Annotated in this window: 8 protein-coding genes; all 8 read right to left on the bottom strand. The window is 60.0% G+C overall.

Annotation, left to right across the window (positions count from 1 at the left end; all coding sequences use genetic code 11):
* Nucleotides 1-35: 35 nt before the first annotated feature.
* The gene (locus tag L0Y14_RS07125) at nt 36-986 is read right to left on the bottom strand and encodes a hypothetical protein (protein WP_005964700.1); all 951 of its coding nucleotides are present in this window, start codon (nt 984-986) and stop codon (nt 36-38) included.
* Entirely contained in the window at nt 983-2,362 is a 1,380-nt protein-coding gene (locus tag L0Y14_RS07130; protein WP_006474691.1) for an adenylate/guanylate cyclase domain-containing protein, read from the bottom strand. The genes L0Y14_RS07125 and L0Y14_RS07130 overlap by 4 nt, the downstream gene beginning before the upstream one ends.
* Nucleotides 2,363-2,606: 244 nt before the next feature.
* Nucleotides 2,607-4,553: a hypothetical protein gene (locus L0Y14_RS07135; protein WP_006474690.1), complete on the bottom strand. Its 1,947-nt coding sequence runs from the start codon at nt 4,551-4,553 to the stop codon at nt 2,607-2,609.
* A gap of 720 nt (nt 4,554-5,273) precedes the next feature.
* On the bottom strand, nt 5,274-6,614 hold the full coding sequence (locus tag L0Y14_RS07140; RefSeq protein ID WP_006474689.1) for an ATP-binding protein: 1,341 nt from the start codon (nt 6,612-6,614) through the stop codon (nt 5,274-5,276).
* Nucleotides 6,614-7,276, bottom strand: a complete 663-nt coding sequence (locus tag L0Y14_RS07145; protein WP_240991639.1) for a response regulator — start codon at nt 7,274-7,276, stop codon at nt 6,614-6,616. Before L0Y14_RS07145 ends, L0Y14_RS07140 begins: the two co-directional genes overlap by 1 nt.
* A gap of 320 nt (nt 7,277-7,596) precedes the next feature.
* Complete coding sequence (ppsR, locus tag L0Y14_RS07150) at nt 7,597-8,418, bottom strand: posphoenolpyruvate synthetase regulatory kinase/phosphorylase PpsR (protein WP_006474688.1); 822 nt, start codon at nt 8,416-8,418, stop codon at nt 7,597-7,599.
* A gap of 326 nt (nt 8,419-8,744) precedes the next feature.
* Nucleotides 8,745-11,615 (bottom strand): chemotaxis protein CheB, encoded by a 2,871-nt coding sequence (locus tag L0Y14_RS07155; RefSeq protein ID WP_040819520.1) that lies wholly within the window; start codon nt 11,613-11,615, stop codon nt 8,745-8,747.
* Nucleotides 11,616-11,672: 57 nt separating this feature from the next.
* Complete coding sequence (locus tag L0Y14_RS07160; RefSeq protein WP_006474686.1) at nt 11,673-13,484, bottom strand: hybrid sensor histidine kinase/response regulator; 1,812 nt, start codon at nt 13,482-13,484, stop codon at nt 11,673-11,675.
* Between the last annotated feature and the right edge of the window lie 139 nt (nt 13,485-13,623).

Consider the following 13,623-nt stretch of genomic DNA (forward strand, 5'->3'; position numbering starts at 1 on the left):
TACTGGCCGATCTAGCCGCGTCGATCATCCTGATACTACCTCGATTTCCTGAGTTGCTCCAGGTTGTCCAGAATTCGCTGTGCTCGCTCGATCTTCACCACCACCCGATCGTCGTTGGGGTCGAGCTTCTGGGCGGCCTCCCAGACTGCAATAGCGCCGGCAACCTCTCCCTGTGAGTATAGCCGGTCGCCTGTCTTGAATAGGTTCTTCAGATGAATCTGTAGCTCTTTCTGCACCAGCTGCAAGAGCTCTCGTACGGCGCTGTTTTTTGGCTCTTTTTGCAGCAACTTCTGCAGCAGCATCTTGGCTTTGCTCAGCTCATTCTTCTCAAACAGAACCTGAGCCTGCTTGAGCTTGTTGGTGGATGCTTTCTTTGAGATCGCGGCGCGCTGCGACTTTTTAATTTTCCGGGCCCGCTTAACCGCTTTGGAGGAGCGGGAGTTGAGTAGCTTCAATAGGCGCCGATCATCTTCATCCTCCTTAATCGACAGCGCCACTGTCAGGCAGCGGGTCGCCAGTTTGGGTTGGTGGCGCCACTCCCGCCAGCCGCAGCGGGTCAGGTAGAGGTGTTGCTGCTCCTGCTCGGACTGGGCATCGAGGAGTTTGGAGTGGAGGTGGGCGTCTCTCGGCCGGTTTTCTGCCAGCTTCGTTATCAGGGGCAACTGTTTTTGCAGTGCATCGTATTGTTGCAGCAGCAACTGATCCTCAAGCTGCTCCTCCCGACGGGTCTGGATGGCGCTTAGTTTGTTGTGCAGCCTGACCACGGCCTTATCCTTCTCGCCCGCCATGATCGCCTTCTCCAGCAGGGCCACTGCTTCACCCAGTTCACCCTTCTTCAGCAGCTGGTTGGCCGTTTTCAGTGGTTTTTCGACCTTTTTGGGTTCGGGTTCGCCCAACTGTGGCAGCTTCAGTTCAGGCGGCAGGCTGGCGCAGCCGCTCAGGGCTGCTGTCATGATCAGGGCCGTCCATGTCTTGCTTTTTTTCATGCTGTTTCTTGGCTGTTTCTGATTTTTTTCACGGTGGCCGCCAGCCGGCGGGCGAACTTGTCTTTAGGTGCGTTAACCAGCAGTGTGCTGACGGGCTCTTTTCTGCCTTTGACGTTGATCGGTGCTTGTAGGGTGAGATCCACCGTATTCCTGACCGCATGGGGTGATGCGGTAGCCTCGCTGATCAGGATGCCGCTGGTTGGCGCCCGGTCGCAGAGGCGCGAGGCGACGTTCACGGTGTCGCCGATTACGGTGTATTCGAGTCGCTCTGGGATACCGATGTTGCCCGCCAGCATATCACCACTGTTGATGCCGATGCGCACCTGGATCGGCTGCTCATGGTTGAGGTGGCGGTTGCGGTTGATGCGGTCGATCAGCGCCACGATCAGGCAGGCGCAGCGCACCGCATGGGCGGCGTGGTGTGGGTCCGGGTCGGGGGCGCCGAACAGGATCATCGCAGCATCACCGATGAACTTGTCCACCATGCCGTGGCTGTGCTGGGCCGCCTCGGCGATGTTGCCTAGGTAGAGATTGAGCAGTTCAGCGACCTGGTCCGGCGGCAGATGCTCTGACATCCTGGTAAAGCCGACGATGTCGCAGAACAGCACACTACCCTTGATTTGACTGTTGGCGAGGCGTGTGTCGGAGAGGTTGGCGAGGATCATCTCCGCCACCTTGGGGGAGACATAGCGGGCCAGTGCCTCTTCAACCTGCTGCTTCTGTAATAGGCCGGTGCTCATGCGCTGAAAATGGGAGTAGACCTGGCCGATCTCATCGCGGCGGTCAGTGTAGGTAGAGTAGGCCGGCTCCTCAGAGGATTCAGACTGGCCCGCTTCCGCCAAGCGGCTGATTGGTCGCGCCAGCTGCCGGCTCAATCCATAGGTGAGAAACGAGGCGATTACGATCAGCAGTAGGGTGGCGCCGGCGATGACGTTGATAATGGTTTGCCGGTAGCTGTCGAGAAAGGCTCTGTCTAGGGTGACGTAGGCCTCGCCCGCCTTGATCTTGTTGAACAGGATTGGGTTGCTGAAGGTGACCAGAGGACGTTTGATATTGGGTTTGCTGCGGTCAGTCCAGTAGTAGGGCTTGCTTGGATCGGGGAGCTTCTCTGGATTCGTACCAGCAGCGATGTGCAGTTGTTTGATCCCTGAGACCACCGCTCCCACCAGATTCCGGTTTTTTAGCTGGCGATTGACCAGGCCCTCCAGGGCGAGCTGGTCCTCTGCCAGCAGGGGCTCGCTGGCGGAGTGGGCGAACTGCTGCACGATGGTCCCGCCAAAGATCTCGATCTCCGCTGTGTGTACCCGGTCCTGCAGGGTGATCAGCAGCCAGCCTAAGGCGCTCATGACCAGCGCGATCAGAGCACCGATTACCATCGTCCACTTCACCGCAAGGGGCAGGGCAGCTTTGCGAAAGACACCGCGTATCTGGCGAAAAAAGGGAGCTGGCATGATGGCTTAGGTTACAAAAAGGTTGAGATGACTTGGGATATTTTTCTTAGTTCTCCACGCTAGTTAGTATGCGGTTGATCGCATCATTTGCCAAAACAATTAAGTGACTGGGAAAGAAAAAAGCCCCTCGTGGAGAGGGGCCAAGGCTACGGCGGGGGATGGGTTGGCCTTAGAGCTTATTTTCGTGACACAAGGTGCAACTCACCTCGGTATCTCGGCTGAGGGTGATCTGCTTGCTCCCGTCGGGTTGTTTGTCATGGCTCTCCAGGATACGCAGGTCGGCGGTGCGCGCCAGCACACTGCCCTCACCGTTGCTGCCGTGGCAGGCGCGGCAGCTGTTGGGGTTCTGCTCGGCGACGCTCTCGTGGCGATGGGTCCAGTTGGGATCGTTCACCGGATGCATGCCGTGGGGACCGTCGAGGGTCAGGCCGAGACTGCCAGGCGCATGGCAAGTGTCGCACTCGGTGATGGTACCGGTATGGCCCTGTAGGCCGATGGCGGCCAGGTTGTCATTGGCGAGGAAGGGCGAGTTGACATCATCACCATCCGGCTGCACCGGCCAGATGGCGTGAGTGCTGCCGTGGCAGCCTTCACACATCACGCCGCCGTGGCCTTTGCTCAGACGATAGAGACCTTGGTCTTCGGCGAAACGCGAGCCGGGTGCGCTGATGAAGGGGAGGCTGGCGGCTGTGGCATCTGACTTGCGATAGGTCTGGCGCAGGCGGATGCCGTCGACGGCGAGTTCGAAGTCACTGGTGTCGGCTTGGGCGATGGTTAGCACGTCGCCGATGTGGCAGGCCTGGCACTGAGGTTCGTTGGCCCAAGGTACCCGTCGGGTGAGGTCGAGGCCGGTACCGCCGGGCAGTCCTTCGCTGAAGTCATTGCCCACCTGCTTCATGTTGCCGTGGCAGTCCTGGCAGACCACGCCGCCGCTGGCCATTGCACCGCGCAGGCACTGGGTGCGCTTGCCTGGATGGCACTGGTAGCAGCTCTCCTGCAACACTTGGGCCTGTAGTTCGGGGGTGCGGGCGGGATCGCTGGGGGCAGGCATCTCGGGGAACAGATCGGTGAACTCACCGTGATGGCCATGCATCGTCCGTGACATGCTGATGTGGCGGGTCTGTTGGCGGCCATGAATACCCTGCTCGGGTTCGTCCACCGGCCCGATCTGGGCCAGGTCGAGGGCCGGTGAGTAGTGGCACTGGGAGCACTGGATGTTGCGGCGCACGTCGAGACAGGAGGCCTCGCTGCCACTTGTGCACGGCAGTGGGCTGGTATCGATGCTGGAGGTGTAGTTGGCGCCGTGTTTGGCGTCATGCAGTCGCAGGACGTTGATCTTGGCGGCGTTGAGCAGCGGCTCGGGTCCGGGGGCATCTGCCGTCAGCATCACCTCCCAAGGGGTGCCGTCGGCGTAGTTGGAGACCGAGGCGAAGTTGGCCGCCGCGCCATTGCCGAAGTCGGCTGGATCGGCGTGACACCCCTGGCAGTCGGCCTCCGAGGCCACCGGTAGCACCACCTCGGTGCTGGCGAGTACGTTATTCGTGATATGGGGGGCCATACCCTTGCTGATCGCCGAGACCTTCATCAGTGGGTAGGCGTTGCTCTGCCCAAGGTCATCCACCGGCAGCATCGGGATGCCGTCCGCGGCGAACCAGTTGACACCCAGTACGGTGGTGCCGATGGGCAGAGCGGTGAAAAAGGGCAGGTCGACATCGAATCGGTCGAATGGCTGGGGTTCGTTGGCGGAGAAGGGCGAGGTGATGAAGGGTGTATGGTTGACCGCGCTGGGCATCGCCTGCTGCCCGACCACCAGCCCCGGCAGATGCGCTGGATCTGGCACCGGAATTCCAAGGTCGCCGGGGATCGGGTCGAAGGCGGCGGTTAACACGCTGGGACAGCCGATGGCCGGATTGGGATCGCACAGGCTGTCGAGTCCCACGGCCAGCACACTCGGATAGAGCGAGGCGTAACCGAGGGCACCCTGGGTGTTGCCCGAGTCGGTGATCTCCCAGAAATTGGATTTGAAGATCCCCGGCCCGTTGAAGCTGGTGGTGTTGATGGAAGCGGGGCCGACAGGGTCTCTCAGGTTGCTGCTGGCAGAGTAGACCAGATCCACGTCGGTGTCGCTGAGGATGCGGGGGGGGGCTGCCGTCGCTGCCCATCTCGATTACCTGGGCGTGGACCACGTTGAACGGTGGTAGGATGCTGAAGATCTGGTAGTCTTGATCAGCGCAGTGCATGCCGAGGTCGTTGGCGGCCAGCACCCGGAACGGGCTGGTCTGCACTGTTCCTCCGCCTCCGCCACCAGCACCTGTGTCGCAGTCAGCCGGGGCTTTGCGTACATCGCGTTCTTGGACGAGCCCGGCCGACTCGGCGTGGATCCGGCAGGGCACGGTTGCCAGGTCGTTGAGAGTGAGTTCCCATTTACCCTTCTGGTTGACGGTGACACTGCTGATGATCACATCAGCCCCAGCATTGCTGACGCTTACCTTCTCGTTGTGTTGGCCTTCACCCTTTATTTTTAACTGGTTGTCTTCTGCCTCCCATTGACTTCGCTTGATCTTGAATTCGTCGGCCCATGTGGTCGTTGAGACGGCCAGGCAGAGAGCCAGGCCAGTGGTGATGGAAGGGAGTATGACGCGCCTTGGATTTTTCATTCTGATCTCCTCGCTTGGAGAACACGGCGATAGGCCGTTCTTCCGTTGCTGCCTGGGTCGTTAGGGCAGGTGGCTGTGCACAGTCTGTCGGGTGTGAGGGCTTTCTGCCGCCTTCTACTGTCCCCGCAACTGGCAAGCTAGCAGGCGAAGATTAAGATTCGTTAAGAAACCAGAATTTTTTAAGAATCACTGTCGAGAAAGGTGATCTGGATGCGCAGCCCTTGCTGGCCTGGGCTGGCCTTGATTTTGGCGCCATGAAGCTCCGCGATGCGCTGCGAGATGGAGAGGCCCAGCCCGAACCCCTCGCGTTGGTTGTCGGGATGGCGGTAGAAGCGGTCGAAGATCCGCTCCAGCTCCGCTGCTGCGACCCCGGGGCCGGTGTCTTCCACGCTTAAGTCGACCCGGTTTTGCCGCTGCTCCAGGCGGACCTGGATCCGCCCCCCGGAGGGGGTGTGAGCGATGGCATTGCCGATCAGGTTGCCCAGCAGCAACTTCATGAGTTCGAGATCGCCAGGCACACTGACTGATTGTGGCGCCTCCAGCTGCAGTTCGAGCCCCTGCTCAGTGGCTTTTGACCTCATCTCATCCACCACTTCGGAGGCGGCCTGGCGTAGGTCGATCGGCTTGAACGAGGTGGCAATCGCATTCGGATCGACGCGGGCCAGCAGCAGCATCTGTTCTACCAGATGAGCTGCCCGGTCGCTGCCCTTCAATACCTGCCGCAGTGCATGCTCCCGCCCCGCCTTGTCGGGGCTGCGCAGGGCGACGGTGGCCTGGGCGCGGATGCCGGCTAGCGGCGTGCGCAGTTCGTGGACAGCATCGGAGGTGAAGCGGCTGAAACGCATGTAGGCGTTGTCGAGGCGTGAGAAGAGGGCGTTGAGCTCGCGCACCAGGGGGGCGACCTCCTGCGGCACATCGCGCATGCTGACCGGGCTGAGGCAGTTGTAGTCTCGATTCGGGATATCGGTGGCGAGACGTCTCAGCGGCGCCAGTCCACGCCCGATGCCAAACCAGATCAGCACGGTAAGTAGGGGGGATACCCAGAGGAAGGGGCGCAGCATGTTGAAGATGATTTTCGATGCCAGGATGTCTCTATCGCCGTAGCGGTCAGCCACCAGCAGGCGGTGGCCGGCGTCGGGGTCTTCGATGCTGAACTGGCGCCACATCTCTCCCTGCAGTTCGAAATCGGAGTAACCGGATGGACTTGTAGGCAACAGCTCAGCGGGGGCATTAGGTGTCTGAAACAGCAGGGTTCCGTTTCTCGACCAGACTTTGAAAATGATCGAATATTCGTATTTGTGCAGGCGATGGAGGTCTTTCTGAAAGCCCAGGCCGTCCTTCTCCTCCGCTTCATGGAAGACTGTCACCATGATCAGCCGTGCCACCTGTGCAAGATGGGCATCCAGCAGCTCGCGGATCTCATGTCGTTCGCTGAACGAGGTGAGCAGCGCCAGCAGCAGCCAGCCGCAGAAGGTCAGGCTGAGCAACAGGGCGAGCAGTTGAAAGCGGATGGAGCGCATCAGCCGGGCCGCTCAATCAGGTAGCCGATACCGCGGACGGTGCGTATCAGACCGGGGCCAACCTTTTTACGCAGATGGTGGATGAAGACCTCGACCGCATTGCTGTCGATGCTGTCGTCCCAGCCATAGAGCGACTCGATTAGCCGTTGACGCGACAGCACGCGTCCGGCGTTCTCCAGCAATACTTGCAGCAAAGTGAACTCCCGTGGTGACAGGGTTACCGGGATGCCGTTGATCTCCAGCCTGTGGGAGGAGAGATCGAGCTGGATGTTGCCGTGTTCGATGATCGTGTTCACCACCCGGTAGAAACGCCGCTGCATGGCGCGCAACCGGGCGCAGAGTTCGTCTGTGTCGAAGGGTTTGACCAGATAGTCGTCTGCCCCGTTGTCGAGCGCGCAGACGCGGTCCTGAATCTGATCCCGGGCGGTGATGATGATCACTGGCACCTGATTGCGCTGTCTGCGCAGCTGCTCCAGGATCTGCAGACCGGAGCGGTAGGGCAGATTGAGATCCAGCACTACCGCCTCATAAGCTGTGCCCGCCAGGTTGACATCCGCTGCCCTCCCATCTTTGACCCAGTCGACCGAATGGCCTTCCAGCGAGAGTATCGTTTTGAGGCCATCCCCCAGCAACTCGTCGTCTTCTACCAACAATAAGCGCATTGCCATCATTTCTTTCTGTGCGGAAAGGAAAGCAATATTTTTTTGTTATGTCATTGCCACCCTGCCTGGAGGCTATGCTAGCAAGTCCGGTAAACCAAGTCTGGAGAGACTTGCGTAACATCCTGCGAACGATTGAAGGGGGGCTCAGGTACGTCTTTTGGGCCTTGTTTGCGATGCCACTAGCCGGGATCAGAAAATCTGAAAAGGCCCAAAAAAAGCTCATATCGGTACCCGTGAGACGCTTCTTGACGAAAAAAAGAGGTGTTACTCCTGTTTTTTGATCAAAAACGAATCTTTTTCCCTGACTTGATCTGTCGTCATTAATCCAGCCGACTCTCCTGTCCGGCCTCTTGTAGCAAGCGGGCGGCAATCTCCTCGATCGACATGGCAGTGGTATCGAGAAATCTGATGCTGTGGCGTTTGAACAGTCGTTCGGCTCGCTGCACCTCACTCAGGCACTGCTCGAAGGAAGAGTAACGGCCGTTGGCGCGGCGCTCTTTGCGGATGCGCTGCAGCTGTCGGGGGTCGATGGTGAGCCCGTAGAGTTTCTCGACGTAGGGTTGCAGCACCCTGGGCAGGTTCTGATCATCCAGATCATCGTCGGTTAGCGGGTAGTTGGCGGCGAGGATGCCGTGTTGCAGCCCCATGAAGAGGCAGGTGGGGGTCTTGCCGCTGCGTGACACACCGATCAGGATCAGATCGGCGCTGTCGTAGTTGCGTGTCACTGCGCCATCGTCGTTGGTCAGGGCGTAGTTCACCGCATGGATGCGCTCGTTGTAGGCGTTCTGTTTGCCGATGCTGTGGAGGCGCCCCAGGGCGGGGGCGGAGGGGATCTGCAGCTCCTCTTCGATGGGCTGGGTAAAGTGCTCGAAGAAGTCGAAGATCAGCCCGGCGCTGTCACGGAAGCAGGCGCGCAAGGTGGGATCGACCAGGGTACTGAAGACCAGCGGTCGAGCGCCGGAGCGCATTGTCTCCTGGTTGATCCGCCCAGCTGCCCGCTTGGCCTTCTCGATGGTGTCGATGAAGGGCCAGTGCACCGTGTCGTACTCCAGCGCCGGGAACTGGCTGAGCAGTGATCGCCCCATCGCCTCGACGGTGATGCCGGTGTGATCGGAGAGAAAAAAGACACTGCGCTTTGTCATTGGGGCTCACCAAATCGGATCAAGGGACAGGCCACAAGATCGCATTCCAGACCTCACCTGGCAAGGGTATCGATTCGTTATAATTAGCCTGCCAGCCGGAGCTTGGGTTCTTTGCTGCTGCTATCCTTGGAAACGTCGTTTGGCCGCGGCAGATCCACCTAAGGATTTCATCGATGGCCGATGAGAGAGATGAACTTGCCCTTTTTCACAAGCGTTTATCGACCCGGTAATGCTGAAATTATCTGCTGAAACAATCGGTTATAGGATGATGAAAGCTGACGCAGTGGAATTAGAGTCCCCGATAGGGAATGTCCCAGGGGTTGGAGTCAGTCGCTGATCTCCCGGCCAGTGCTGGCTAGGGATACGGGCTGGCCGTGAGCATCGCGTACCACCGAGAGGCTGAGTTGGATTCTATGGCGGGTTCCATCCCTGCCGATGCGCCAGGTCTCGAAGGGCTGAACTTCTTCGTTGAGCGCCAAGCGTCCGATGATCTCCCGCAGGGGGGGCTGCTCTTCTGCCGGAATCAGCTTAAATACACTCATGCCGACAGCCTCATCCGCGCTGTATCCGTAGAGTCGCTCGGCGCCCCGATTCCAGCTCAGGATGGTGCCGTTGAGATCCTCGAGAATGACTGCCTCGCCGGAGTTTTGCAGAAATGTCAGTAGCAGCCGCTCGTGCTGTTCCAGTTCGCGATAGGGTCGCAGGTCAATGAATCGCAGCACCAGCCCGTCCAGCGCCCCCTGTTCGTCGAAGAAGGGCAGGATGCTCAGGGACCAGGGGTTGCGCTCGCCGTCCTCGATCTGCAGGGTACGGCTCTGGCGGTTGTGGATGACATCATGGAGCTCCGTCTCCAGACTGGGTGAGTGGAAGCGGGGTTGGAGGTCGCTCAAAGGACGGTTGAGATCGCCGGGTAGCAGGTTGAAAAGCCGCAGGGCCGCCGGGGTGTATCGGCGTAGCCTGAGTTCGCGGGTCAGCATCAGGATCGGCAGTTCCACGCTTTCCAGCAACTGACGCAGCTCCTCATTGAGCCGGTGCAGCTCCTCGTTGGCAGCCAGCAGCTCATGGTTGAGGGTACTCAGCTCCTCATTACTCGATTGCAACTCCTCCTTGGCGGTCTCCAGCTCTTCATTGGTGGACTGGAGCTCCTCATTGGCGGAGAGATTCTCCTCGCTGACCGTGTGCAGCTCCTCATTGGTAGCCCGTAGCTGCAGGATCATCTGCTCGGTGTGCTGCCACACCCGGGTCAGTTCCTGCTCCAACTCAGCGATGCGGCTGTCGCTGGAACCGTCAGCCGCGGGAGATGGTGTCTCGCATTTGCCAAGATCCTGAAACAGCAACAGAAACAGGGGCTCTTGGTGGTCGCTGCGGGGAACCGGCTCGAAGCTGAGAGAGATCGTGTGCTGTTGGCCATCGGGCATGGTGTGGCGGAGGGTGCGTGTCTCGGCCTTGGCCGATTCGATCACCCGATAGACCATTAGATTGAGTTCCGTGCGTAACTCCCCCTGGACCATCCGTAGCAGTTTAAGATCAGGCCTGCCAGGGGGGTGAGCGAGATAGGGCGAGACATCGCCGTGAAAGGCCAGGATATTGTGTGTTCGGTCAAGCGTCACACCAGGAGGGCAGCGGCGTTCGCGCAGGGTGTTGATCGCCATCTCTGCGCTGTTCGGAGTGGGGGGTTCGGAGACCGGTTTTACCGGTTCCAACGGCAGGCGACCCTTGGTTCGCAGGAACTGCTGCGAAAGCTCGCCTGGCAGTGTCTTCTTGTGGTAGAGGCGGGTGCGCTTGTTTGCCACCTGAAACAGGTCGGAGGAGGCGCCGATGGATTCGGAACCGCCGAGCATGAGGAAGCCGGTGGGGTTGAGGGAGCGGTGGAGGGTCTGCAGCAGCTGTTGCTGGGGCTTGCGTTTGAGGTAGATCAGCAGGTTGCGGCAGCAGATCAGGTCGATACGAGAGAAGGGTGGGTCACGTAATAGATCCTGTACCGAGAAGATGCAGAGGTCGCGCACCTCCGGGTTGATCTGGCAACCCTGGGGCGTCCGGTTGAAGTAGTATTCCAGCCGCCGCTGGGAGAGGTGGGGGACCACCTGATCTGGGGCAAAGATGCCGCGCCTGGCCTGTTTGATGGCAGCGGCGTCGATGTCGGTGGCAAACAGTTGCAAGGGGCGGTCGATCTGCGCCTGTTCGAGAAAATCGAGCCAGGTGATGGCGACGGAGTAGGCCTCTTCACCGCTGGAGCAGGCCGGAACCCAGATGCGGATCGGCTCACCCTGTCTCTTCTGTTCCACGAGCGCGGGAAAGACAGACTGCTCCAGGGTGCGAAAACTCTCCGCTTCGCGGAAGAAATGGGTGACGTTGATTAGCAGATCATCGAATAGATGCTCCAGCTCCTCAGGCTGCTGCTGGATCAGCTTCAGGTAATCGGACAGCCGATTCAGGTGGTGCAGCATCAGCCGCCGCTGCAACCGCCGCTGGATGGTGCTGGGTTTGTAGAGGCTGAAGTCGGTGCCGGTGCTCTGACGCAGTAGCAGAAAGAGCTTCTGCAGGGATTGTCTGGAACTGGCGAAGGGGAGCTGTTGCCGCTTGCCGAGGGTGAAGCGTGGGCTTCGTGCCAACCTCCCAAGTTCACTGGCGATGGCTGTCGGTGGTAGCACATAGTCCGCTAGGCCACGTTCGATGGCGCTGTGGGGCATGCTGTCGAAGGCCGCCGAATGCTCGCTCTGGGCGAAGGCGACGCCGCCGGCGGCGCGGATCGCCTCCAGTCCCCCACCGCCATCCGAACCGGCACCAGAGAGGATGATCCCCACTGCCTTGGGACCGGTATCGACAGCCAGGCTTTTGAAGAACTCATCGATCACCACCGGCGCTCCCGGCTTGTGGTGCAGCGGTAGTAGCTGTAGCCGGCCGTGCAGCAGGCCGGGCTGTGTGGCCGGTGGGACAATATAGACGTGGTCTGCTTGTAACCGCTGGCCGTCTTTGGCCGGTTTCACCGGCATGCTGGTGGTGTCGGCGAGCAGTTCGGCCAACTGGCTGGAATGATCTGGCGATAGGTGCTGCAACAGCACGAAGGCCATGCCAGTGTCGGGGGGCAGGGCGCTCAGCAGCTCGCGGAAGGCCTCGAGACCGCCGGCAGAGGCGCCGATGCCGACCACGGGAAGAACCGTCGAATCGCTTGTTTGGGTCTCGTCTCGTTTTATCATTCGCCCATTATGATGATTTTCCCGGGGTCGGAGTCAAACTGAGCTACCCCGTTCTGTTTATCTGGAGCGTTGCCTGGTTTGACTCCGACCCTCTCTTTCGAACGGGTGTGTCTTCCCATGTGAGCGCGCAGTGCCACTCGCCTCCAGTAGTTCCTGCACCAGTGCCCGCAGGTTGGCGGCATCCACCGGCTTTTCTAGGAAGCGATCAGCCCCGAACGCATTGGCATTGGCGGCGTTGACTACCTCGCTGTAGCCACTGCAAAGAATGATCGGCAGCTTGGCATAGTCAGGACGCAGATGCTGGATCAATTCGACGCCAGTCAACCCGGGCATGGTCTGGTCGGTGATCAGCAGGTCGGGGGCGTATTTGCCTGATTCCAGATCCCGCAGCAGGGCCGGAGCATCGGTATGGACGCTGACCTGGTAGCCGGAGGCGGTGAGCAACTCCCCCAGCAGCCGGGCGATGGCTGGCTCGTCATCCAGAACGATGATCTGTTGGCCACCAGCCGGAGGCGGTGGGGTGGATGAGATTGTCCCTGTCGTTTCCGGAGTGCTGCCGAGCGTTGCTTCCACCGGGGGGAACAGCAGCCTGAAGCGGCTGCCCCGGCCGGGTCGGCTCTCCAGCAGCACATGGCCACCATGCTGTTTCAGGATGCTGTAGACCATCGAGAGCCCCAGGCCGGTCCCCTGTCCTGGGGACTTGGTGGTGAAAAAGGGGTCGAAGAGCCGGTGCCGATCACTCATCGGGATGCCACTCCCGGTGTCGCTGATGCTTATCTCCACCCACTCTCCCGTGAACGGTTGGTGACAGGCATCGCATTCGCTATCGCTGAGCTGTTGCCGGCAGAGTTCAATCAGCAGACGACCCTGTCCCTCCATGGCGTCCCGGGCGTTGAGACAGAGGTTCATCAGTAACTGGTCGAAGGCCACGGGAGCGATCTGGATGGCAGGGGTATCGGATCGCAGGCGGGTCTGCAGCTTGATGCTGCTGGGGAAGGTGGCCCGCAGCAGCGGCAGCATGTCGGCGATCTTGCGGGCTGGGGCCAGCGTTGTGGGCGGGGCCTCCCGGCGCTGGCTGAAGTTCAGCAGGTCAGCGATCAGGTCACGGGCCCGTCCGCTCGCCTCCAGTACCTGTTCCAGCCGCTCGCCCTGTCGTTCTGGGGGATCGATGCTAAGCCGCTCCTGGATGAGCTGGGTGTGTCCGCGAATGATCGCCAGCAGGTTGTTGAAGTCATGGGCGATGCCGCCGGTGAGCAGGCCGATGCTCTCCATCTTCTGCGCCTGTTGCAGTTCACGCTGTAGGCGTGCCTTCTCCTCACGGGCACGGATCTCTTCAGTGATGTCGAACAGCACCGAACGGCACTCTTGCTGCTCCCCCTCTCCACTGGTAACCAGGCTTTCCATGCGGAGCTGGCGTTGTTCGCCTTCGGGCTGGGTGATAGAGAGCAGCTGGTTCTGTGTGCCGCGGCTGTGGAATACCGCTCGCAGGTGGCCGAAGAAGATCTCCGATTCCATCGGCGCCAGGTAACGGGAGAAGGGAGTCTGCAGCAGCCGGCCCCGTTCCCGGTTGAGCAGCCGTGCGCCTGTCAGATTGATTTGGCGAATAATGCCCTGGGCATCAAGGCTGAGATAACCTACCGGCGCGAAGTCGTAGAGCGCGGCGTAACGGTCGCGGCTCTCCTCCAGCTCTACCTGGGCCGACTGCAAGGTGCGGTTCTGTAGTTCCAGCTCGATCTGATGGACCTGAAGATCGTGCAACAGTTGGGAAAGGTTCTGTTTTTCCCCCGACGGTAAAAGTGTGGATTGCAGGCGTTCGAGACGCTCAAGCAGTTGTTTATTGTTTGTGTTCTTGAAGTCGTCGTTTGACATGGTTCCACCTCTCACCCTCCACCTATAATACTCGCAAGCGCGAGTAACAAAACCGGGGTTTGCCCCATTGGGAAACGTTTCCAAGCAAAAGCCATCGACTCTATCTCATCTGACAAGCCATGGAAAAGACAGCAGAATA

This window comes from Candidatus Endoriftia persephonae (genome assembly GCF_023733635.1).
Taxonomy (GTDB): Bacteria; Pseudomonadota; Gammaproteobacteria; order Chromatiales; family Chromatiaceae; genus Endoriftia; species Endoriftia persephonae.

Bases quoted from the DNA above. Each gene is read 5' to 3' on its own strand.
- L0Y14_RS07125 (WP_005964700.1), bottom strand. From the start codon at position 986: ATGAAAAAAAGCAAGACATGGACGGCCCTGATCATGACAGCAGCCCTG.
- L0Y14_RS07130 (WP_006474691.1), bottom strand. From the start codon at position 2,362: ATGGTAATCGGTGCTCTGATCGCGCTGGTCATGAGCGCCTTAGGCTGG.
- L0Y14_RS07140 (WP_006474689.1), bottom strand. From the start codon at position 6,614: ATGCGCTCCATCCGCTTTCAACTGCTCGCCCTGTTGCTCAGCCTGACC.
- L0Y14_RS07145 (WP_240991639.1), bottom strand. From the start codon at position 7,276: ATGCGCTTATTGTTGGTAGAAGACGACGAGTTGCTGGGGGATGGCCTC.
- ppsR (WP_006474688.1), bottom strand. From the start codon at position 8,418: ATGACAAAGCGCAGTGTCTTTTTTCTCTCCGATCACACCGGCATCACC.
- L0Y14_RS07155 (WP_040819520.1), bottom strand. From the start codon at position 11,615: ATGATAAAACGAGACGAGACCCAAACAAGCGATTCGACGGTTCTTCCC.
- L0Y14_RS07160 (WP_006474686.1), bottom strand. From the start codon at position 13,484: ATGTCAAACGACGACTTCAAGAACACAAACAATAAACAACTGCTTGAG.